Here is a 24,285-nt window from a genome sequence, read left to right on the forward strand (position 1 = left end):
CCCCCGCACGATAAATTGCAATCCCCAGGATAAAGGCGGCTCCCGCTTTTCCGGATGCTTCGCCAAATCAATCAACAGCGCCCGATCCCCCTCACTGGAGCGCCGGGCTATGTGCTTCGCCAGCGCAGGCCAGAGGGGATCCCCTTTGTAAGCTTTGAGAGCGTTTATGAATGCTGTGTCATAATCTGAAGGATTAAAGGAGAGCCTGGCTGCATACCGAAAAAGGTCAAGTTCAGGAGAAAGGCTTCCTATGGTATTAGCTAAGAGAAAACGAGGACTGATTCGACCTATAGAAAAGAGTTCTACGTGAACAAAATTTCGATATACAGGAGCATCTGAATTGAGTCCCAACTCCATAGTGAAAGCGAGTTCTGCAAGCCCCAAGTCGTGCTTCAGTTGGTGTGTCGAGTTGTGTCTTGAGTTGTGCAAATCCAAGCACCTGTGAACCATATTGTATGTTGAGCTGTTGGCAAAGTTGCGTGCAAAATTATATGCCAAGCTATACGCCCAGTCGCGTGCTGAATTATGCGTCAAGAGGTATGATATATCTTGCACCATGTGCTGTGCCCAGTAGCTTGTCCAGTTGTACGTTAAGTTGTGTGTCCAGTAGCGTGTCAAGTAGCGTGAAGAATCGCGTGCCCAGTCGCGTGCCCAATAGCGCCCTAAACTGTGTGCCAAACTGCGCGCCGAATCGCATGCCAACGAGTCATGATCTCTGTTAAGTGTTGTTTTGAAAATCGTTTTTGATGTTTGTTTTAAAATTTCCATACCAGAAGTAAGGTTGGCTAGTGACTGCAGACGGAGGCCAGCCTGTAAACGATGAGCAGGCCAACACTGCAACAGCATCAATGGCCATTGTTCTTTCCCCGGCCAACCCGGCGCACCACCACTCAATATTCGACCGACAGCCAGGGAGTGATCATCTTTAGGGGAGCCTTCCAGATTATTGATGATGGCAAAGCAGTTGGATTGAGAGGAAGGTTTTTGCAGTGGTGGCAGGTTGGCTAACTCACTGGCCTTCTCCAAACGCAGGAAAGAGATCCACTTGGCAGAGGCCGCTTTTTTTTGAAAATGGTCGGTCAGTTTGTTTCTGCGCTCCTCCTGGCGACTGGCTCCCCAGGCTTGAAAACAGCGATCTGTGGCATCAGAAAACCATTGCCAGAGGAGTAGATCGCTGCTCTGTTGCAGCCATGCATCGAAAACCGATTCTTCTCCAATACCATCCGCCAACAGAGCCCCGGCAAACCAGAGGCCGCTTTTTTTGTCCTGCAAGAGCCCCTGTAACACGGAAACCATTTTCCCTGGGCTGCCCCCACCCACCAGTGCACCCCAAAGCCTCAGTGTCTCCCACCAGTCACCTTCTTGGCATTTTTTCTGGCACATCTTAAGCCGCACAGAGTCGCCTTCCACTTCTTCCTTCAGGTGCCAGGCGGTGAGAAATTCCTGAAAGCTCAAGTGGGCAAAGGCAAGAGTGCCGTCCGTCCGATCTACCAGTACTCCAGCCGGTCCTGCAAGCCAAGCCAGGAAACCAAATCGTTGATTCGTGCCCCAACCTTCAGGGAGCATTCGGGCCATCTCACGAGTTTTGAGGACGATGGTTGAGCGACTGTTTTTCTCGTATCCCTTTTCCTGAACCCTGAAGGCCAACTCTGCTGTTACCCGGATTCGTTCAGCTTGTTTTTCCGGTCGCCAGTGTTCAGCCCCCAGCTGTGCCCCGCTTTTTTCCTTGCGATCCGGGAGGGCGGTGAGGAAGTTTTCGATGCAGAGTTCATAGAGTCGATGCCGCTCATCCGGGAGGGGGCTGGAGCGGGAGATGAGGAGCATCATGGTGAGGAGGAGGGCGGTGCGGGAGAGGGCTTGGGCATCTGGAGAGCGGGAGAGGGCTTCCTGAAATTCAGTGAAAGCGGTAGCCGAGGTGTTTTCCTCCTCCCCATAACACACCTGGAAAAAACGTTGGCCCAGGGTGTTGATTTCGGCATCGTTCAGCGGTTGGATATCCAGCACCTCAAAGCCATCGCTGTGGGAGGGGCGACCATCACCATAGGGGCGGCTGCTTACCACTACCAGCACCCGGGGATGGACCTTCATAAATCCAAGCAACTTGGCGCGCAGATCCTCCCCCAACTCTCCCAACTCATCCCAGCCATCCACCAGGAGCACGGGGCGGGGGCTTTTCTTTTGGGTGAGAAATTGTGTGAGTTTTTTCCCATCCAACCGATTTTCAGACAACCACTCTTCCAGATAACCCTCCAGGGAGAGCTTTTCCCCATGCTCTTCCCTGTTCCAAAGCCGGGCAAGATTGCGCAACTCCACCATGATCGGTAGCGCCACCTCCCCCTGTAAAAGCTGCCGAAAAGTCCACCGCATCCAAGTGGTCTTCCCGGAACCAGCCACCCCACGAATCACCAGAGGCCTTTCCCGTTCGAGCAGAGAATCGGGATTCAGGATGGCACCTCGGTCAAGTTCGTTCGGGTCGAATCCTTCCCCAAGCCGAAGGGGCAGATACATCGCTTCCAACCCGGCATCAATAGGCCTTCCCGCTCCACCACTCTGAGCCACCCCCGCATGTTTCAAATCCCAACGCCCAAAGAGTGCCGACATCCGATCCCGATAAGATTGAAGAAAGCCGGAATAGTCTTTGGCCGGAGAGAGAGGTGAAGAGGGCTTGCCTTGGGTCGGTTGCCAGCTTTGAAAATGGGCCGGTAGATGCAGCTTCCAGGACTCTCCATTCAGCTTGGCACCATTGGGGATATAACGGCCTGGGGTCACATGGTCTGAAGCTGGAGCTTGGGGATCATATTTGAGGATCCAGTTGCGGATCTGTTTCTCAGCGGGATCGAGAAGAACCAGCTGGCAAGCGTTGGGTTCATCCTTGGGGAGCTTGTGGGGGGTGCAAGCCCAGCTCCCGGCGGAGAGTAGGGGAGCGACGCCGGATTCACCGGAGCTCCATAACTTATGGCCACTGGCGTGGTGGTGCCCATGGAGCAGCAGTTGCACCTCCCGCTCTTTCACCAGACGCTCCAAAAAAGGCCTTCCCTCAACCCCATTCAAATCCGCAGCAAAGCGCCGAACGAGTTTGGCATCCAACGATTTGTCAGCGGCATACGCCATCCATTTTTCAATATTCCCAGGCACCGTCCCATCCGGATTGTGATGGAGCAGCACCAGTTTCATCCGTTCCGTATCACCCTGCCAATGATCCATCACCCCTTGAGCCTGCTCTTTACTAATTGATCCCACATGATCCTCTATCCGATGGGATTCAAGCTCACAGGAGTTGAGAATAGCCGAAGTTAACGAAAGCTTGGGAAAGTCAAACACCCAAACACCAGAGCCAAGACGGGTGCCAAACAGCTCGGGATCACGCCTATAGAAAGAGCGTAAAAAATCCTGAAATGTTTTAAACTTAACCCCATCCATCCGCTGGCGAAGTTCATCATTATCGAAACCTTCCTCATCCTGAAAAGCCGCTACAGCCAGGCACCGGCTCCAGGAAACATCGTGATTCCCCGGCGCGAAGAGAAAATGGTCCCGGGGGATTTCAAGCTCATCGGAGATCACCTCAAAAAAGAGCTGTGCCTCCTCATACTCATCGGGAAAAGCCGCCTCCGCCACATCCCCCGTCACCGCCGCCAAAGCAAAGGGAACACCTCCCGCCACCCGATCCCGCTCCTCCCTCACCGAAGAGGCAAACCGACTCCCCAACTCTTTTTTATCCATCCCGGCAAAGCGGCTGTGCTTGCCAAAATGAAGGTCGGAAAGATGCAATATCAGGATGGGATCACGAGAAGCCATGGTGGATTCCAGGTGGTAAGAATGGATGGATACGAAAACCACTGGAATGATAGCGAATGCTCCATGGGATCTGCAATCATCTATCAGGGGAAATGAATAAAGGGGGGGGAGAGGTTTACAGGAGGGGAAGACTGTTCAATCCATCTACCGCAACCCATCCCGACCGGATCAGGCAGGCTGCTGACAGGTCAATCCGATCCAGGCCAAATTGGGGCAGAGGAGTTGGCGCTTGGGATGAAAAAACAATCAGCCCATATGGGAGGGGGGCGGTGGGGAGGAGGGTAACTCAATATGGATTTGGATCGGTTGATCCTTTCTGAGGATATCCAGGATGAGTCGATCCCCCCAGGCAACACCCCGCAGAAGCCGAACCAGGGCATGGGAGGTTTGAATTGGGATATCGTTGAGGCGTTGGATTCGGTCACCAGCTTGGAGATCAGAGGTGGCAGCGATACTCTTCTCGCTGATCTTTTCAATCTTGACCGAGCCATCCTCTTCCACCAGATGAATCCCCAACCGAACCGGGGGCAGTGTATCCGGGGATTCCTGGGTGCCCCACACATAAGTGCCAGCATCTCCAGGAGCCCAATCTCCCCCCACACTCCAAGGGATGACCGTAACCACCTGATCCACTCCACGGTGTTCCAGCTGATAGGGTATGCCAAATCCCTGCAACAGATGACCGCTACCAGCCAGCCCCACCACCTGAGCCTCCGGATGATCAGCCAGCCAATTGACGATGGCATCTGCCATCACCCCATCCCACACCTGCTGCGCCTCGACAAAATAATCAAACCGCATCTTCCCGGCCATCATCGGATGGCTCTCAAAAATTTCCGATAAATAGCCCCGATAGGCTCCAGAGGCCGGGGCAATCTCCGGGAGTTGGTTTCGAATCTCCCGAGCCAGCTGGGCCATACCCTGCATGCGCACAGCGCGCACCACCTCTCGCCGCACATTCATGGCAAAGAGGGGGATCCCCTTTTCCTTCACAAATCTTAAAATCGGTAGATAAAGGTCGGCATCATACCCCCAGGTAAAATACCAGGAGACCGCATCCAGAAAGGCCTCTTCTTCCAACTCCCCCGCTACCCACCGATCCAATTCGGGTTGCAGATCTTTGGGAAACATCTCCATACCCACGGCGAGATTGGGGTTGGATTCATATGATTTTTTGATTATCGAGAGTTGAATAGCGTGATGATGAGGGTTGGTATGGGACTCTCCAACCAGCACCACCTGTTTATCCTGCGCCTCCTGGATGAGGGTGGATTCGTCGATGGTGGTGCGATCTACAGCGCGGACGATTTCACGATGGTCGATGTCGATAGGGCCTGCCATGAGTATGGATACCAGGGAAAAGAGGGCAAGGAGGGCGACTTGGACCATGGTTCCCTTTCTAGGTTACGATAACATAAAAAAATCAGAATAAAACAATTATGTTGATAGGGCGACAATCCGATCATTCATCACTTCGAGATGTTCTGCCAGCCGGGTGATGAGTCGGTCCCGCACCCGCTCCAGGGTTTCCTGGGTGAGGTTTTCCATAGTGGAAAAATCGGTCATGAAGTCAGAGATGGAAGCGCCGGTATCCTCTTCCAGGATGGCGTTGAGATCCTCTTCTATTTCAAACTCGGGCTCTTCATGGCTCAAGTCGGAAATTTTGCGGTGCATCTCATCCAGGATCCAGAGCAGGCGGCGAATGACCTGATCCTTCAACTTGCCCCGCATCACCGTGCCCATGGGCTCCAATACGTCGTGTCCAAAGCGGATGGCCAGAGCCACCCCATCCGCAAGATGGTGGATCACTTCGGGACTTAGCTCTGGTGGGGGCATGTCAGGGTCAGAGCGGGGGGCGTGGACAATGACATTGGTAGCGCGAGGGCGGCCGGTTAAAAATGAAATTTCACCAAAAAAATCTCCCGGCCCCAGTGTCGCCAGGGGAATGGAGGTGCCGGTCTTGACCACACTGGCAAACCCCGCCAGGAGCAGATAAAACCCCCGCGCCTCCTCCGTACCCTCCCGAATCAAAAATTCACCCTTATCGTAACGGCGCAGGGTGATGAAAGCCTCCTGCTGTACCAGGATCTCCTTTTCGTCTGCCGTAAAGATCCTGAACAGGCGCTGGGAGTCCAAAATACCCAGAAGCTCATCCAGATCCAGACCGGAGATGGTCCTCATAGTGCCTCATCAACAAAATGGGGTGGGTTGGCCAAAGTCAATCCTGGGTGGCTGAAACGCTTTTTCAGCAAAGATTCTACCGCACCTCTGGCCCGGGGATCTACAAACACCCGTGCCAGACGCCTGCGGCTGTGTCCTAAAAAATTGACGTGGGCCGAGGCTTCTTCCGCTGCCCGCACCCCGCCACTATCTACCACATGAATCGGATCAGACAAGGATACGGCATATTGTAGATGGGCGTAAGGGGCTCTTTCAAGTTGATCCATCTGGACCAATAGTTTCAGGGGGCGCATATGAAGCTCACCGGAGTCATCCGCTACCGCTACCATCCGATCCTGCTCCTGATGAAAAAACAGCTCCAGAGCATCTGCTGAGGCCCGATCCGGCAACAGATCCGACCCGCCCACATCAGCTCCGGCATGGTTCCAGAATAGCCGACGATAAACAGGCCGCCGGTTGCGAAAGAGGTGGCACTTCCAGCGCAACTCCTCCTGGGCGTCGGTTTCGGGCGTACGATCTGCCCAGTGCCCCACGGCATAATCCAATACCGCATCGTCCAACGCCAAAAAATCGACCATCCGTGGTTTGTGATGCCCCTTCACCGCCCCCTCCAGATAGGCCCGCAATTCTGGTGGTATTCCCGGTGGTGGAGCTCCTTCCAGCTTCCAGATCCAGAGGATGGTCCGGAATAGATGGATCAACAACACCTCAAAAGCCCGTACCGTCTTGTGGTCATACACCTGCCGATACATGTGATCCCGAGCGGTGATGTAGCTCTCCAAAGCCGCCGGTCCCCGGGAAATATCGAGACACAGCCGCCAACCATCGGCCATATGTTGCACGGTCAGACTGTGCAGCACCCATTCCAAATCGTAGCGGCCATAGGAGACCCCGGTAAAATGGGCATCCCGCAAAAGATAGTCCATGCGATCGGCATCCAGCTGGCTGGAGATCATTTGCCGTCCCCAATGGGGATGCTTGTTCGGAGGATGGCTCTTTTGCTTGAACCCTAAAATGGCACCGATTCCAGAGAGAAAAAAATCATTATCGATAGTCAGGCGTTTGCAGTGGCTTTCGATAATTTTATTGACTTGGCTCTTGCCGGATAGAATTTCCAGCCCCCACACTTCATGGCAGGGGGCTTGGGGGTCGATCTGTTCGAAGACGTGGGAGTAGGGGCCGTGGCCCAGATCATGGAGGAGGGCGGCTACTTTGACCTGCAACACTTCCACGCGATTGGGTTCGGTTCGGCCCCGGGGAAAGAGCGCTCCCAGCATTCGCTTGGCCAGATGCAGGGTACCCAAAGCGTGGGAAAAGCGGTTGTGCTCAGCCGAAGGATAGACCCGGCTTGCCGGACCCAGTTGGCGAATACGCCGCAGGCGTTGCATCTCCGGAGTGTCGATGAGATCAAGGAGCATCCCATCCCCCCAATCGAGCCAATCCGTGGCAGGCCCTCCCTCCTCACGGTGGAGGGTGATCATGTCGTGGACGGCATCCCGAAACACCTTGTGGGTCATGGTGGGGGCCCGGTCTCGGTCGGGGGTGGGTGTCGGACTTTTTCCCAGGCAGCACGATATTTTTTCAACCGCGCCAAATCCCGGTCGCTCAACAGAGCCCCCAGGCGCTGGATGTTCATGTTGTCTTCAAGGTCCAGGCGTTTGATATTTCGGGCCAGGGGGTGGACGAGCACCCGCTCAAGATAGGCTTCGTAGGATTCATCCGGGAGGTGGGTGAGGGCTGTGAGGGCGGTAAGAACTGTTTCGCAAAATCCTTCAGCCCGGAGATCCTGAAGGGTGATGGGGCTATCCTCCACCACATCGTGGAGTACCGCTGTGATACGTCCCTTCTCTCCTGATATTTTCATCATCAGGCGTAGGGGGTGGAGAATGTAGGGCTCTCCTGCTTTATCCAATTGGCCGGCGTGTGCACTGGTGGCAATAGCTATGGCCCGCTCCAGAGTGGACACAGGCTTCCCCCCTATGATGATCAATCGTCAGACGACGGCAAGCATCCGTTCCAAAGCCACCTTGGCTTGCTGGGCCTCGCCAGCGGGTACGGTGATGCGGTTGACCACATGGCCTTGTTCAAGATTTTCCAGCGCCCAACACAGATGCTGTGGATCAATGCGGAACATGGTGGAGCACATGCAGATGGTGGGACAAAGAAAGTGAATTCCCTTGTCCGGCATCTCATTTTTGAGCCGATTGACCAGGTTCAACTCGGTGCCGATGGCAAAGTTGCTGCCTGATGGAGCTTCCCGAACCGCCTTTTGAATCTGTTCGGTGGAGCCCAAGGTATCCGCCTTTTGACACACCTCAAAGGAGCATTCAGGATGAACGACAATCTGGATGCCGGGAATGCGCTCCCGAAAGAGATCGATATGAGCCGGCTGGAACATCTGATGCACCGAACAAAAACCGTCCCAAAGAAGCACCCTGGCCTTTTTGATCTGGGCCTCGGTGAGTCCACCCATGGGTTTTCCAGCTTGCCAGAGGGCCATCTCCTCCAGGGGTATGCCGAGCTTGTGGGCGCTGTTGCGGCCCAAATGTTGATCAGGGAAAAAGAGCACCTTTTGTCGCTGGCTGAAGGCCCACTCCAAAATTTTCACGGCATTGGAGGAGGTGCAAACCGTGCCGCCGTGTTCCCCGCAAAAGGATTTCAGATCAGCGGTGGAGTTGACGTAGGTGATGGGGGTACAGGTATTTTCGACATCGAGAACCTGGCTTAACTCCTCCCAGGCCACAGAGACCGCCGGAAGGTCTGCCATATCAGCCATGGAGCAACCGGCTGCCAAATCGGGTAGAATGGCCGTCTGGTCGGGGCTGGAAAGAATGTCTGCCACCTCAGCCATGAAGTGTACCCCGCAGAAGACAATATATTCTGCCTCCGGGCGTTGGGAAGCCAGGCGGGCGAGCTTCAGGGAGTCACCGGTGAGATCAGCGAATTTATAGACCTCTTCCCGCTGATAGTGGTGCCCCAGGATGACGGCGCGCGTTCCTAATCGTTCCTTGACGGCAGAGATGCGCAGATCCAATGCTTCATCGCTGAGATCATAGAGTGGCTCCAGCGGGACCGGTGGTTGGTCGGACATGACATTTTCCCTCAAGTGTCTGGGAGTGGCCTGAAAAAGTGCCGTACTTTAACAATCACTGGCAGGAACTGAAAGAGGCCTTGCGTGCCCAGGCCTTGGCTATTGGTTTTGATGTGGCCCGATTTGCCCCGGCAACCCCCCCTCCAACTGCCGATAACCTGTTGCCATGGCTGGAAAAAGGCTGTCACGGTGAGATGGCTTGGCTGACTCAAAATACCGCTCGGCGTCAGGATCCCGGTCAGCTGATGGAAGGGGTTGGGGTGGTGTTGGTGTTGGGCTCCAACTATCGCCCGGCTGAATCCTTTTGCCATACTCCCCCAAGGATGGGCATTTCCGCCTACGCTCGCAACAACGACTATCACGATCATCTGAAAAAACGCCTGAAACGGCTCTCCCGCTGGCTGAGGGATCATCTGGGAGAAGAGGTCAATACCCGGGGATTTGTGGATACCGCACCGGTGATGGAAAAGCCACTGGCCGCGACGTGTGGCATCGGCTGGCAGGGTAAAAATGCTCTGCTCATCTCCCGGCAATATGGCGCCTGGTTGCTACTCTCCGAGCTTTTTTTGCCCTTCCCGTTGCCTCCTGATCCCCCTGAGCCCGACCGATGTGGCAGCTGCAATCGTTGCCAATTGGCCTGCCCCACCGGCGCACTGGATATCCCCTACCGGCTCGAAGCCCGCAACTGTATCGCCTATCTCACCGTGGAATATAAAGGCCCGATCCCTCTTCATCTGCGCCGGGCCATGGGCAACCGGGTGTTTGGTTGTGATGACTGTATCGAAGCTTGCCCCTGGAATCGTTTTGCTCCAGCTACGGGGGATGAGGCCTTTCTGCCCAGGGAGTCTTTGACTGCACCAAGTCTACTGGAATTTGCTGATTTGGATGAGGACACCTTTCGGGCGGTTTTTCGTAAATCCCCCATCAAGCGCATCGGGCGGGAGCGGTTTTTGCGCAATCTGGCGGTGGCTTTGGGCAATTGGGGGGCTCCTGAGGCTTTATCCGCTCTGGAACGTTTGAGAGATGATCCATCCCCGTTGGTGCAAAGTCACGCGCTTTGGGGGCTTGATGCGGCTTTGATGCCGGATAAAAACACCCGGGAAAAGAATGATGATGTGAGAGATGCGGGGAAAAAGGGTTGTGTTGAATCGATGGGAAAAGCGTTTTATCTGTTTAAAAATGGCCAGCCAAATAATTGATTCATGTATTTTTCGTCATGATCGGTTGGATTGGAGTGGCAAGGATTAAGGGGACTGTTCTTTATATGCAGGGTTTCGCTCATACCTTCATGAAAGGTCTCGCTCGGAGAGTGGAAAAAGTATAAAATTGTGTCTGTTTTTTCGATGGTTGGAAAATATATCTGGTCAGTTGATCTCCGAGGGGGCTTTCTGAAGATCATTCGGTGCAGATCCGGGGGGTTGGATCATCGGGGAGGAATCATGTTCATTCGATCCATTATTGGGGTGTTGAGTTTCCTGCTGTTATTATCTGGTCAGGCCATGGCTGAGACGCCTGTCTACAATTTTGCCATTCCCCCCTGGCAAAAAGGGCGAGCGGTTGATGACATTCGCATTCTCTACAAGCCCATGCTCACTTGGCTGGGTGAGCAGACCGGCAGCCGGTTTAATTTTATCCAGGGGCGCAGCTATGCCCATATAATCGAAATGGTCGCCAATGGCCAAGTGCAGCTTGCGGGGATGTCCCCAGTGCCGTATGTGCTGGCCAAGCGGATGAATCCGGAGGTTTCGGTTCTCACTACCGAGCTAAAATGGAACAAAGACAAGACCCGCCTGATCGATGCCTACCGGGGTTATATTTTAACACACCAGGATCGGGAGGATATCCAGCAGGTTGAGGATCTGGCAGGCAAGCGTTTTGGTTTCGTCAAGCTGGAATCCTCCAGTGGCTATAAATATCCCAACGCCCTGTTGCGAGATCGGGGGATCATTCCGGCACAGTTTTTTTCGGATATTTTTTTTCTGGGTGGCCATCCCCGGGTCACCGATGCCATCGCAGCAGGCTCCATTGACGCTGGGGCTACCTGGGATTTTAACTGGTCTCAGGCAGAGAAAAAGCATGGCCAGATTTTTAAGCCCATTTTGGAAACCCCTCCCATTCCCAATCTCTGTATCGTGGCCCACCCATCGTTGCCAAAATCGATACAGGATAAAATTCAAGGCCTGCTGGTCAATATCGATCCGGCACTCCTGAAAGGATTGCCAGCACAAGGCTATGCGGTGCGACCAGACAGTTTTTACGACATCGTCCGCACCCTGGTGGATCAGGAGGAAGGCGAAAAATAATTTTCGATGGTTCCAACCAACCGCCATATCATAATGGCGCTGGGAGATTTTTTTGTTCACTCTGCGGATTAAACTACTTATTCCAACCCTCCTGACCACCCTCCTGTTTGCAGCAGGCATCGGTTACATCACCGTTCGCCAGTATGACGCCTTCCAAAAGGCCTCCACTCAGAGAACTGAGACGCTCCGGCAAGGCCTTTTCAGTCGCATTGATCAGCTTTTTGATCGCAATGACGATTTGACCAATCTGCTCCACAACAACTGGCAGTTTGTCGACAATCTGATTCTGCGGGATATGGAAGGGCTGCTTGACGTCATCACCCCCTACTATGAAGGGTTGGATTTTGATCTGGTGGCGTTTTACGACCCAGAAGCCAAACTGCTGGTGAGGGCGGATAAACCCGGTTTTTTTGGTGAAACCGACCAACTGATGAACCGTGTACTCAGTGCCAATGATCATATGGGCGTGCTTGATTCTCTGGTTCTCTTTGAAAATAAAATGATCGCCCTCTCTCTTTCCCGGATGGATGGTATGTCCGGTCCCATTGGCGTTTTGGCGGTAGGGCATCAGATCAGTCAGGTTTGGTTGGATCGTTTTATAGCTCATAATGATCACCTCATGATTTCTCTCTCTCTGGGAGAAACCACTCTGCAAAATGAACATTACGACCTGAAAGTCCTTGAGGCTGCTCATCTTAAAAAAACCCACATGATCTATCAGATCCCGGGAAACAGAAGAGACAATCTGGGGATCACCCTATGGGAAGATCCTTCGGTGATTGAGGCCCGTTTTCAGAGGGATCTCACGATTATCACCTTTCCTCTGATCGTGTTGAGCTTTTTGGTGGTTGTTATCTCCCACCGGGTGGTGCAACAGACGGTTCAAAGTCTTCAGGAAGCGCGAGAGGCGGCAGAGAGAGCCAAGCAGGAACTGGAGGATCGGGTCGAGGAGCGTACAGTTGAACTTCGGGAGGTGGTCGGCGAGCTACAGGAGGAGATCGCCGAGCGCAAGCGGGTTGGGATTGCCCTGCGGGTTCAGGAGGAAAATGCCAAGCGAGCCAACGTCTTCAAATCCCAGTTTTTGGCCAACATGAGCCATGAAATTCGCACCCCCCTGAACGCCATCATCGGTCTGACGGGGTTGGCCCTGCAGGTGGAGCTTTCAGCCAAGGTTCGGGACTATCTGGAAAAAATTACCCGTTCTTCCCACTCTCTGTTGCGTCTGATCAGCGATATTCTCGACTTTTCCAAAATCGAAGCCGGCAAGTTGGAGCTGGAGCATACCGATTTTCTGCTGCGGGATCTTTTCGATCATCTCTCCAACCTGTTTCGTACAGCCACTTGGGATAAACAGGTGGAGCTGGTGATGGGCATCACCACAGAGTGTCGTCATCAGCTGAGGGGGGATCCCCTGCGTTTGGAGCAGGTTTTGATGAACATGATCTCCAACGCCCTCAAATTTACCGAGTCGGGTGAGGTGGTGGTGTGGGTGAGGGGGATGGACGAAACAGCTGACGGTGAGGTGGTTTTGCTGTTTTCCATTCGGGATAGCGGTATTGGTATGACCGAGGCCGAAACCGAGGGGCTCTTCGAGGCTTTCACCCAGGCTGACAACTCTACCACCCGGAAATTTGGCGGGACGGGTTTGGGGCTCGCTATCAGCAAGCAGCTGGTGCAACTGATGAACGGCCATGTTTGGGTGGAGAGTGAGCCGGGTAAGGGGAGTACTTTTTTCTTTACCGTGACCCTGCCTCGTGGCAGCGAGGGTGAGGGAAGTGAGATGACTCCCCCGGAGGGTTTGGGGGGGCTGAAGGTGTTGGTGGTAGAGGATAATGCCGCAGCCAGAGATTTTATTTCCGAGCTGCTGGGCTTTTTTGGCTTTGTGACAACCGCAGTGGCTTCCGAGACCGAAGGGTTGGCAGCTTGGAAGATAGGGCTCACCTCTGATAGCCCCTATGAGCTGGTTATGATGGATGTCGCCTCCCAGGTCTCTGGACTAGCGCAACAATCCCAACAGTTTATCCATGAGATCTCCTCCTCTGATCAGGGATCCCCCCCCAAAATCATCTTGATGGTGGGCAATGGTGAGGTAGAGGATATCCACCTGGGTGCTGGACAGGCCAATGTGGGAGCCCTTCTCGCCAAGCCCCTGAATTGTTCCAGCCTGTTTGACACCATCATGGATCTTTTTGGTCAGGAGGTGGAAAAGGTCTCCCGGCCAAGCCTGCACGAGACTGATCCTGACGAGGTGATAGCCAAAGTGGGTGGCAGCCGGGTGTTGTTGGTGGAGGATAATGCCATCAATCGACAGGTGGCAGGGGAGGTGTTGGAAGGGGTGGGTTTGGTGGTGGAGATGGCAGTCAATGGTTTGGAAGCGGTGGAAATGGTTTCGAAATCAGACTATGACGTCGTTCTGATGGATATTCAGATGCCTGAAATGGATGGCTATGCCGCCACAGCCCGGATTCGAGAGGATTCCCGTTTCATGAATCTGCCCATCCTCGCCATGACCGCCCATGCCATGGTGGGGGTACGGGAAAAGTGCCTGGCCGTGGGGATGGACGATCATCTGACCAAGCCTATCGATAAAAAGCAGCTTTTTGCTGCGTTGATTCACCACATCGAACCAAAAGATCGGCCACTTCCTGTTGCTGTTTTGAAGCCACCCCCCCTTCCTGAAGACGAGACCCTCTCTGTGCCGGAGACATTGGCTGGGATTGATACCAAGGCAGCGCTGACCCGGCTCAACCAAAATCAAGGCCTGTTTCGATCCATTTTAAAGGAGTTTCATCACGACTTTGCCGATTCAGCCACGATGATTCGTAAGGCGCTGGGCGGGCGGCGTAAAGGGGATATGGAGCTGGCTGAACGTCTCTCCCATTCGGTGAAGGGAATGGCGGGAAATCTTTCCGCCGAGCAACTGTTTCGTGCTGCCAGGGATCTGGAGGAGGGAATCCGAAAACAGCATCGGGAGACGTGGCCGGAGTTGCTGGATCGATATGAGGAGGCTTTGGGGGTGGTGATTACCTCTATTGAGCAGTTGCAAAAGAGAGAAGAGGAGAGCAACACGTCGGAAGAGTCGGTGGTTGCGGAAGTAGCAGGGGAGTTGGATCGGGAAGCGATCGCCCTGGAGATGAAAAATTTATTCCGATGTATCACTGAATTCGACCCGGAATCCCAGGAATCCTTCGACAGCCTGAAGGGGCTCCTGGCTGGGGCTCCGGGTGAAATAGCTGCTGAACTTGACCTGATCGAGGGCCATCTGGATCGGTTTGATTTTGCCGATGCCCAGCTCTCCCTTGATAAGATTGGGGAGATGCTGGGGGGGTCGTCAGTGGAAGAGGAGGGGGGGTAAAGCCATGGGCAAATTGACCTCTTGCCAGTCCGATTAAAGTTGCGGGATTTGCCAGATGGCTGTGGCCTGAATAGCCATCCAGGCTTGGTGTTTGGCTATCCGTTCCGGCGTCCAGTTATCGTTTTCGGTAGCGACTCGTTTGGCCAGGGCGAACTGGCTTTCCTGAAACACTTCCTGCTTGGCTGGCCACGGTTTTGTACCCAGGTTCCGATTTTTTGTTGTTTCCAGTAAGACCATGTTGCCCAGGCGGAAGGTCATGGCCTCCTGCTCTGTGTTGGAAAACGCTTCCCAATCCGATGGAGGATTTTGAGGCAGGATATGCTCAATATTGAAGCGCTTGCTGTCAAAATCATGGTTGGTATGGGTCAGATGGCTTTCCAGTTGACTTAAAATATAACGCACTACCCGTTTGTTTCGGGATTGGCTGGTGCGGATCGATTTTTCGGTAAAGGCGGCTTTGAAGGCGCTGTCCTTGGGATAAAGTTCCTTCAGCCCGGTGATGACTTCCTGGATGGATGAAAGTTCATTTCTGCCGATGCGTTGTGCCAGGGTGTTGTAGGTCCGCTCCTGGTCGCTGGCGCGAAAGTTGCCGATAACGTTGTAGCGGAAGGAAATGATAACGCAGGCATGCAATAATTTTTCGAAATCCGTACTCATACTGTCAAATATCCGGGAAGCTGCGAGAAGAAGGGGAAAGGGCTGGCGAACATTGAACATTTTTAGCGTGGCAGCATACCGTTTGGATTCCGGAGACCAGGAGCCTGTCTCCGGCTGGGTCAACCCAAGATAGGTTTCCACATCCTCATCCATTTCATTGAGAAGCCTGAAAGCCTCTCCTCGCTGGCGGATTTTTCCTCGGATGGTTTTAAATAATTCGGTTTGACGAACGAGCATATGTCGGCTGTTCCAATGGGTCCGTAAAAAAATGGGGAAGCTTTCATTGCCCAAGCGACCAACCATTCCTTCCCAGCGATCCTCCAGGACTTTGAGTTCCTGTTCGTGCACACCCTCCCCGTGAAGAACGGCAAAGAGATAATTTTTCAGCAGATCGGTGGCTGAAAGCCGCACTCCCCGGGCATTGAGGGTTTCAAATACCTTGTAGGCATTGAGTTCATCGGTGACCGTGATAACGGTAAAAAAGAGCCGGTCACTCATGGTTTCAATCAATCGTGCCAGGGAACTTCCCTGATCCGTTTCACCTTTGACAAATTCCCGAACCCGCCTGTCAAACCATTCGAAGGCCTTGCGCAGGCCATGCTCCGAAGCCCGAAAGCCACGCGTGGGTAGATTGCCCAGGGGAACGAGATAGTTTTGGTAGTAGTGGTCGTTGTTGCGGTTGAGGATCAGCTTGGCTTGGGAAAGCAGGGTGACGGGATCGAGAAAACCGATATAGGTCTGCCGGATTTGCTCCAGTCGCTGCTGGTTGTTTTCCGGGTGGATGGCGTCATCGATCAGTCTTTGCAGGTTTTTCAAGGCGGCGAGGACGATGAGGCTCAGGGTGGTCAGGCGCTGTTGACCATCAATGACATCGAAGATTTTCTCATCCTTGGATTGAAGCACAAGATAGCCCATGTAATGTGCGGGCTCCCCTCCCTCTCTGACGGTTTCCTTGATATCCATCCACAAATCATCCCAATGATCTTCCTCCCAGCTATAGTCCCGCTGAAAACGGGGGATTCGGTAGCTCAAACCGCTGCCCATGAGCTTGCGGAAGGTGTCGTTTTTGGTGTTGAAATTGGAAGCGGACATGGCTGGGGCCTTTTGGTCTTTGGAAAACGATCCTGTCACAGAATACTCAATTACAGGAAATAGCGGAACTGAGTTCCGGTTTCGGTTAGAGATGGGAAGGAGTGGTGAAGGAGGGGGACTTATGAATAAGGGGTGGCGAGAGAGAGGGAGAGAGGGGAGGAAATGGATTTTGAATGGATTGACAATACCATCCAGGATCGATTTCAACTTCGAAAGAGTCGAAAAAATGTCGTGAGGTCATGGAATGTATTTCCAATCCAAACTGGATTACAATGAGTCCTTTCCATGGCTCCCCTAAATGATTGGAAGCATCATCATGTCACTGAAACGCTCTGGTTTACAAAGCCTGTTATTCGTCCTCATTTCAATCATTTGCCTCTCTGGCGCAGCCCAAGCCGATGGCCTTCGGGTGGTTGAGTTTAAGGAGCGGGCACTGGATGGCAAGTCGGCTCTGTCCCTGCTCTTTTCATCCCCCCTGTCGGTCAAGGGGGATGCGGATGCTTATATCACCGTGGACCAGGGGGAGGGAAAGCCAGTCGATGGCGCTTGGGTGTTGGGGGAAAATCGGCGGCGGCTCTATTTTCCCCATGTGTTGCCTGAGACCAGCTATCGGGTGCAGGTGGTGGCGGGGCTTACCGGGGAAAATGGGGTGCGCCTGGGAGTGCCTTTCGTCGATCAGCTCAAAACCCGCTCCATGGATCCCGCTTTTGGTTTTGCCAGCCGGGGAGCGGTGCTGCCAGCCCGGCTTTCCAACGGGCTCCCCATCATGACGGTCAACGTCCCTGAAGTGGATGTGCAGTTTCTTCGGGTGAAGTCCGACAAGCTCGGGGCCTTCCTCAATCAATTTTATTGGACCAGCCAGGGGCGGCATTGGGATACGGCGCTCGATCCCATGCATGTTTTTACCGAAAGCGTGCGCCTGGTTCGTTTCGAAACCAAAGCCCAAGCCAACACCCGCACCATCACCCACCTGCCCGTCGAGGATATTCCCGAACTCAAGCAGCCCGGGCTTTATATCGCGGTGATGAGTCGTCCCAATCGGTTTGGGAAATATATCACCAGCCACTTTTTCATCAGCGACATCGGCCTGCACCTGCGAACCTATGCCGAAGGGATCTCCCTCCATGCCGCTTCCCTTGAAACAGGCCAGCCCCTCTCAGGGGTGGATGTGGAGATATTGGACAGCAAGGGCAAGCTCCTGGAAAAGGGCATCACCGATCAGGAGGGGGGGCTGAAGCTGGGGGCTCACAGTAAAAACAATCAGGTGTTGGTGGCCAGGCAAGGGGCGCATCTGTCGTTTCTCTCTTTTCGGGAGCCTGCCCTCGATCTTTCCGCTTATGAAATTTCCGGGCGGCCCCAGCTCAGTCGAGAGGCGTTTATCTATGGCCCCCGGGATCTCTATCGTCCGGGGGAGGAGATCGATTTTTCGGTACTGCTTCGGGATGGGGATGGTCGCGCCGTCGCTTCTCAGCCATTGACCGCTGTTTTGAAAAAGCCCGGTGGCAAGGTTGCAGCCCGCAAGATATTGCCTCCCCAGGGGTTGGGTTATTACCGCTGGCAATCGATTCTGCCTGAGGATGCCCCCACCGGAAAATGGGAACTCACGGTCCAGGTGGATCCCGGCGCCAAATCCCCCCTCTCCAAGTTTCGCTTTCATGTTGAGGAGTTTTTGCCGGAGCGGATGAAGCTTGAGCTGGAGAGTGATCAAGCTCGCTTGAAGCCGGATGAAGCCTTTCAGGTAGCGGTGTCAGGGGCCTATCTCTATGGCGCTCCTGCTGCTGGTAATCGTTTCAAGGCGGTTTTGAACATCCATCGGGATCATCACCCGGTGGCCGCGCTGGATGATTTTTTCTTTGGGGATCAGGACGCCAAAACCACCACCTCCCGCCAGGAGTTGTCCGACGGTCCCCTGGATGATCAGGGGCGGATGATCGTGACGATTCCCCCAGCCGCCAAAGCGGTACAAACCCCCCAAAAAATCCAGCTCACCGGTAGTCTTTTCGAGACCGGTGGCCGTCCGGTCACCCGCTCCATTGCCCGCACCATCTGGCCAAGTGAGGCACTGGTGGGGGTGCGGCCCCTCTATTCGGGCAAACATGCCGAGGGGGATTCAACCGCTTCCTTTGAGATCGTCAAGGCGGATTTTGCGGGATCGATGCTGCCTGCCAAAGGGTTGCAGGTGTCGGTGATTCACGAAGAGCGGGACTATTTTTGGAGCTACAGCGAGGGGGGGGGATGGCGCTATGAACACAGCGAGTCCCACTATCCGGTGTTGGAGCGGGATTTAACGCTGGCCCCAGGAAAAACCGGGCAGATCGATGTGCCGGTCAAATATGGCAACTATCGATTGGAAATCCGCGATAGCGAAACCAAGCTCCTCACCCGTTATCGTTTTGAAGCGGGTTGGAACTGGCAATCCCGGGCCGCCTCTGCCCAGGCGCGACCGGATCGGGTGGGGATGGCTCTGGATAAGGCGAGCTATCAAGCCGGAGATATTCTTCAACTCACCCTCACCCCTCCCCATGGGGGGGAAGCCTTGATTGTGGTGGAGGGAGATCGCTCTCTCTGGCAGGGTCGCATGGATGTGCCCGCTGAGGGAATTCAGGTAGCCATTCCGGTGGATGAAAGCTGGCAGCGCCACGATCTTTATATCAGCGCTGTGGTTTTTCGCCCCGGCTCCAACCGGGAAAAAATCACCCCCAACCGGGCCATCGGCTTGATTCATCTGCCTCTGGACCGACAAGCACGCAAGCTGGAAGTGGCTGTGGAGGTCGCTGAAAAAAGCGAGCCTGAAAAACCCCTGCCCATCTCGGTTAACCTCCCTGAAATGGCCGATCAGGAGGTGCTGGTGACGGTGGCGGCTGTGGATGTGGGTATCTTGAACATCACCGATTTTGCCACCCCGGATGCCCACGCCTGGTTTTTTGATAAACGCCGCTATGGGGTGGGTCAGCGGGATCTTTATGGGCGGGTGATCGAAAGCATGGATGGGGTGCGGGCCGGGATGCGCTTTGGTGGCGATGCGCCGCTGAAATCCCGCTCCAAAAAGCCCCATGCCGAAGTAAAAACCGTGGCTCTCTTCAGTGGTCCGGTGGCGGTGGATGGGGAGGGCCATGCCGAGGTGATGTTGGAGGTGCCGGATTTTAACGGCGCACTCCGGGTGATGGTTCTGGCTTTTGGTGAGGAGCAATTCGGGACAGCGGAAAAGGAGATTATCGTTGCCGCCCCGGTGATCGCCGAAATCGCCGCCCCCCGCTTTTTGGCAGCTGGAGATCAAGCCTTTCTTACCTTGGATCTGACCAACGCCAGTGGCCACGATCAGGCGTTACAGCTACAGCTCAACGTCACCTCCCCCCTGGCCATGGCGCCGGTCAGCGAGACGGTTTCCCTGGGAGATGGCGAAAAAACCACCCTGCGCTATCCTCTCACCACGGAGTCTGCTTATGGTGTGGGCAAGATTCAATTGCGCCTGACAGGGAAGAGTCCTGAAGCCGGGGAGGGGAGCCCTGAAGCCGGGGAGGCTATCGCGCTTTCCCGCAGTTGGGAGTTGATGGTGCGTCCCGGTTATCCCGGAGAGCGGCGGGTGGAGCGGCAGGTGTTGGTACCTGGGGCCCAATGGACCATGCCCGATAACCTCATGGATGGATTGATGCCCGCCACGGCTGAGGTGGATCTGCGCCTTTCCAGCTGGCCCCCCTTAAACCTGCGACCGGTGCTCAAAGGGCTGTTGGGTTATCCCTACGGCTGCCTGGAGCAGACCACCAGTCGGGCCTTTCCATTGTTGGTGATGGGGGTCAATAAAGCCCAGCGGCTGGGGTTGAAACCTCTCTCCAGTAAAGAACGAAAAAGACGTATCGAAATGGCCATTGATCGCCTCTCCGGCATGCAGCGCCCCGATGGCAGCTTTGGACTCTGGCGCGCCAATGATGATCCTGAAATCTGGCTCACCCCCTATGTGCTCGATTTTCTCCTGGATGCCCGGGTGCGTGGCTTTCAGGTGCCGGAAGCGATGATGCAAAAGGGGCTTGATTATCTCCTGAAAGGGTTGCGGGCCGGGGGGCGGCGGATGATCCCGGGGATGAGTGAAGCTGTGGACCATCTGCGTTTTGCCGCCAACAGCTATGCCGGATATGTGCTCTCCCGTTTGGGCCGGGCACCCCTGGGCGCTCTGCGCATTCTTCACGACAACGACCGCAAGCACGCCCTTTCCGGTTTGCCCTTGGTGCATCTGGGGCTTGCGCTGAAGGCTCAGGGGGATGAACGCAGGGCGGATGAAGCATTGCAGGAAGCGGTGGACAAAGTCCGTAAGGGGGATGCCTATCTGGGGGATTATGGCAGCCCCTCCCGGGATACCGCTCTCATGATCTATCTCTTGCAGGGCCATGGCCATGAGATCGAGGATCTGCCCTTTCGCCTGGATCAGGAGATGGGTGAGCGCCGTTGGTTCAGTACCCAGGAGCGCTTTGCCCTCTTTGCCGCCGGGGAAGCCCTCACCAAGAACAGCCAGCAGTCGTGGTCCGGCATCATCCAGGTGGGGGAGCAGGGCTATCCCTTTACCATGAAGGGGGATCTGGCGATGCAGTTTAACTCGGAATCCTTGGCCCAAAAACCTGGCATCATCTCCCGGGCCGCCTTCCCCCTCTATGGCATTCTGGAGACCACCGGTTATGGGGAGAAACCCCCTTCGGAAAAATCGGACATCCTCCACATTACCCGGGATTATTATCGTATGGATGGTACGGAGGCGACCTCCACCATACGCTCCGGGGATTTGTTGGTTGTGCATCTTCAGGTGAAGAGCACCAAAACCATGGAGCACGGCTTGGTGGTGGATCTGCTACCCGCCGGGCTGGAGATCGAAAACGCCAACCTGAGCCAGGGGGAGTCTTTGGGCGAGGTGGAAATCGCCGGGATCAAACCGGCTGCGGCCATGGCAGAGCGTCACATTCGCCACCTGGAATATCGGGATGATCGTTTTGTGGCGGCGGTGGCGTTGGGGCAAAATCGAATCCACCATCTTTTTTATCTGGTGCGGGTGGTGAGCCCGGGGCAATTTTTTGTGCCGCCCCCCTTTGCCGAGGATATGTATAACCCGGACCGCTATGGCCTGGGAGCGAGTCCGGGGGTGATGACGGTTGTGGATCAACCCTAAGCGCTGGGGCAGGGGCGGGCTGATATTCATCGGGGTCGGGCTGTTTTTGTCAGCAGGATTTTTCCTGCTGGATCATCTCTTCCCTCTGCCCCAAGCCCGTATCTCCGCCGGGGGCAGTGCTGTGGTGACGGCTCGGGATGCCACCCCGCTGCGGGCCTTTGCCGATCAGCGGGGGGTGTGGCGTCATCCGGTCTTGCCGGGTGAAGTCTCCCCCCTCTTTATCGAAGCGCTTTTGGGCTATGAAGATCGCTGGTTTTATCACCATCCCGGGGTCAATCCCTTCTCCCTGCTGCGCGCCTTCTGGCAGTGGCTTGATCAGGGCCGGGTAATCTCCGGGGGCTCCACCCTCACCATGCAGGTGGCCCGCCTGCTCGACCCCCACCCCCGCACCCTGGGGGGCAAGCTTCGGCAAATCTTTCGGGCCTTGCAGTTGGAGCTGCACCATAGCAAAACCGAAATTCTCAGCCACTATCTCAACCTTGCCCCCTACGGTGGACCTCTGGAGGGGGTGCAAGCCGCCAGTTATGCCTATCTGGGTAAAAGTGCCGAGACCTTGAGCCATGCGGAAGCGGCTTTGCTTGCGGTACTTCCCCAAGCCCCCTCCCGCCTGCGTCCCGACCGCCATCCCCAGCGCGCTCAAAAGGCTCGGGACAAGGTGTTGGATCGTCTGGGAAAGTTTCATATCTGGGAGGATCAAACCATAGGGGAGGCCAAGGAGGAGCGGGTGGTCAACCTGCCCTTTGAATCCCCCATGACCGCTCCCCTCCTGGCCAGGCGATTGAAAGAGGCAGCCCGCAAACAGGGACGCCTCATCACCACCATTGATGCCCCCCTGCAATGGCATCTGGAAAGCCGCTTATCCGGATGGATTGAAGGGCTCCCCCCAGGCACATCCGGGGCGATCTTGGTGATCGATAACGAAGCGCTTCAGGTGCGGGCTTATCTCGGCTCGGCGGCTTTTGAGAATGACGGTCGTTTTGGTCATGTGGATATGATTCAGGCCAAACGTTCTCCGGGGTCAACGCTGAAGCCGTTTCTGTATGGATTTGCCTTGGATGATGGTTTGATCCACTCCGAAAGTTTGCTGGTGGATGCCCCCCAAAGCTTCAAGGGGTATCGGCCTGGAAATTTTCATGGGGGATTTTACGGGCCGGTGAGTGTGGGGGAGGCGCTGCATAAATCCCTGAACATTCCGGCGGTGGATGTGATGGATCGGTTGGGGCCGAAGCGGTTTGTGGCGCGGCTGAGAAATGGGGGGGTCAAGCTTGAGATACCCGGGAGCGGGCAGCCGAGCCTGGCGGTGATTTTGGGGGGGGTGGGGGTGAGTCTGGAAGCCCTCGTCGGGGGGTATGCCGCCCTTGCCCGGGGAGGGATGAGCGGGAGGGTGCGCTTGACCGAAGCCACCCCCTCGCAGGAGCGGCGCATGCTCTCTCCGGGGGCGGCTTGGATCATCCGGTATATTTTGGCGAAAAATCCCCGCCCCAATGAATCTGTGATCGAAGTGGATGGCGTCTCTCCCCGGCGCTTGGCCTGGAAGACCGGCACCAGCTATGGTTTTCGGGATGCCTGGGCTTTGGGGGTGACGGATCGGTTGACCGTTGGGGTGTGGGTAGGGCGTCCTGACGGCACGCCGTTGCCAGGTCACTATGGAGCGGTGACGGCTGCACCGATTTTGTTTGATGTGGTGGATGGTTTGCCTGCCAGGCTTTTGTGGGGGGATCCGCCCCAGAAGCCTGCCAGTGTTTCCGAGAGGATCATCTGCTGGCCTTTGGGAACCCTCCTGAAGCCGACTGACCACCAACGTGGTTTATGCCATCAGCAAAGGAGTGCCTGGATATTGGCCCAAACCGCTCCGGGGACTCTGCCGGATCGTTTGGAAAAAGTCTGGCGGAGCAATCCCCTGGCCTATTGGATCAATCCTGAGAGTGGTTTGCGGGTGGATGAGGGGTGTTCTGTTGCCAAGCGGGAGGCTCGTTGGTTGGCTTTTTGGCCTTTGGGGGTGCATCCGTGGCTCTCTGGAGATCTCATCCAAAAATCAACCCTGCCTCTCCGGGATCCTGCCTGTCCTGTCGGGATTGATCACCACCCCGCTCCCTTAAAGTTGACCGGAGTGGAAAACGGCAGCGTGTTGCGCCGGGCTGGGGAGGGGGGAGAGGATCCGGTGGTGACCCTTTCGGCATTGGGGGGTGGGGAGCGGCTCTATTGGTTGGTCAATCGGGAGATGAAGCAGGAAAGCCGTGCTGGGGGGATGTTTCGGTATGTTTTCCGGAAGCCGGGGGGGTATGAAATAACGGTGATGGATGAGGCGGGGCGTTATGATCGGGTTCAGATCCGGGTAGCTCCGTGACCTATGACCTGAAAAAATATAGCGTGATACATAACGCGTGAAGCGATATAAGGATTTGTCAGCGTGGAATCGCCTTTGATCCATTTTGGTGATTGATTCATGGGTCCATAGGGCTGTTTTAGGGGTTGGTTGGCCTCTCAATTGCACAAAAAATGTGAAAAGACCCTGTGAAAAGAGCTAGGCAGAGTAAGCGCACTGAAAACACTCTGGAGAGAGTGGTCTACCAAGCTCAAAACAAGAGGATTTTCAACCATGAAAAGGCAAACCAGCTGGATTCGATCATCGCTGGAGATCTCCAATCCCCTCAAAAAG

General features: G+C 55.1%; 12 protein-coding genes. 5 read left to right on the forward strand and 7 right to left on the reverse strand.

From position 1 onward, the window contains the following. The 6 genes from HQL52_09700 to nadA form a co-directional block, all read right to left on the reverse strand. Nucleotides 1–3,795, reverse strand: a 3,795-nt coding sequence (locus tag HQL52_09700; GenBank protein ID MBF0369717.1) for an NACHT domain-containing protein, incomplete at its 3' end; no start/stop codon positions are given. A gap of 246 nt (nucleotides 3,796–4,041) precedes the next feature. Further along, nucleotides 4,042–5,184, reverse strand: coding sequence for a ChaN family lipoprotein (locus HQL52_09705; protein MBF0369718.1), 1,143 nt, complete (start codon nucleotides 5,182–5,184; stop codon nucleotides 4,042–4,044). A gap of 48 nt (nucleotides 5,185–5,232) precedes the next feature. Continuing rightward, the gene (locus HQL52_09710; protein MBF0369719.1) at nucleotides 5,233–5,976 is read right to left on the reverse strand and encodes a cyclic nucleotide-binding domain-containing protein; all 744 of its coding nucleotides are present in this window, start codon (nucleotides 5,974–5,976) and stop codon (nucleotides 5,233–5,235) included. Continuing rightward, nucleotides 5,973–7,493 carry an HD domain-containing protein gene (locus tag HQL52_09715; protein ID MBF0369720.1) on the reverse strand — a complete coding sequence of 507 codons (1,521 nt, stop codon included), beginning with the start codon at nucleotides 7,491–7,493 and terminating at the stop codon, nucleotides 5,973–5,975. Before HQL52_09715 ends, HQL52_09710 begins: the two co-directional genes overlap by 4 nt. Further along, nucleotides 7,490–7,942: a GTP pyrophosphokinase gene (locus HQL52_09720; GenBank protein MBF0369721.1), complete on the reverse strand. Its 453-nt coding sequence runs from the start codon at nucleotides 7,940–7,942 to the stop codon at nucleotides 7,490–7,492. The genes HQL52_09715 and HQL52_09720 overlap by 4 nt, the downstream gene beginning before the upstream one ends. A 27-nt stretch (nucleotides 7,943–7,969) precedes the next feature. After that, a complete protein-coding gene (gene nadA, locus HQL52_09725; protein ID MBF0369722.1) occupies nucleotides 7,970–9,067 on the reverse strand; it encodes a quinolinate synthase NadA in 1,098 nt (365 codons plus the stop codon). A gap of 38 nt (nucleotides 9,068–9,105) precedes the next feature. On the opposite strand from nadA, the gene queG reads away from it, so the two are divergent. The 3 genes from queG (at nucleotide 9,106) to HQL52_09740 (ending at nucleotide 14,725) form a co-directional block, all read left to right on the forward strand. Continuing rightward, nucleotides 9,106–10,266 carry a tRNA epoxyqueuosine(34) reductase QueG gene (queG, locus tag HQL52_09730; protein ID MBF0369723.1) on the forward strand — a complete coding sequence of 387 codons (1,161 nt, stop codon included), beginning with the start codon at nucleotides 9,106–9,108 and terminating at the stop codon, nucleotides 10,264–10,266. Between the two features lie 240 nt (nucleotides 10,267–10,506). Next, the gene (locus tag HQL52_09735) at nucleotides 10,507–11,370 is read left to right on the forward strand and encodes a phosphate/phosphite/phosphonate ABC transporter substrate-binding protein (protein ID MBF0369724.1); all 864 of its coding nucleotides are present in this window, start codon (nucleotides 10,507–10,509) and stop codon (nucleotides 11,368–11,370) included. Between the two features lie 52 nt (nucleotides 11,371–11,422). After that, complete coding sequence (locus tag HQL52_09740; protein MBF0369725.1) at nucleotides 11,423–14,725, forward strand: response regulator; 3,303 nt, start codon at nucleotides 11,423–11,425, stop codon at nucleotides 14,723–14,725. 33 nt (nucleotides 14,726–14,758) lie between these two features. Here HQL52_09740 and HQL52_09745 read toward each other — a convergent pair whose 3' ends face one another. Further along, entirely contained in the window at nucleotides 14,759–16,474 is a 1,716-nt protein-coding gene (locus HQL52_09745; GenBank protein ID MBF0369726.1) for a DUF262 domain-containing protein, read from the reverse strand. A gap of 316 nt (nucleotides 16,475–16,790) precedes the next feature. Between HQL52_09745 and HQL52_09750 the strand changes: the two genes are divergently transcribed. Together HQL52_09750 and pbpC are read left to right on the forward strand one after the other, a co-directional pair. Further along, on the forward strand, nucleotides 16,791–21,626 hold the full coding sequence (locus HQL52_09750; GenBank protein MBF0369727.1) for an alpha-2-macroglobulin family protein: 4,836 nt from the start codon (nucleotides 16,791–16,793) through the stop codon (nucleotides 21,624–21,626). Then, nucleotides 21,610–23,973 carry a penicillin-binding protein 1C gene (gene pbpC, locus HQL52_09755; protein MBF0369728.1) on the forward strand — a complete coding sequence of 788 codons (2,364 nt, stop codon included), beginning with the start codon at nucleotides 21,610–21,612 and terminating at the stop codon, nucleotides 23,971–23,973. The genes HQL52_09750 and pbpC overlap by 17 nt, the downstream gene beginning before the upstream one ends. The last annotated feature ends 312 nt before the right edge of the window (nucleotides 23,974–24,285 follow it).

This window comes from Magnetococcales bacterium (assembly GCA_015232395.1).
Classification (GTDB): domain Bacteria; phylum Pseudomonadota; class Magnetococcia; order Magnetococcales; family JADFZT01; genus JADFZT01.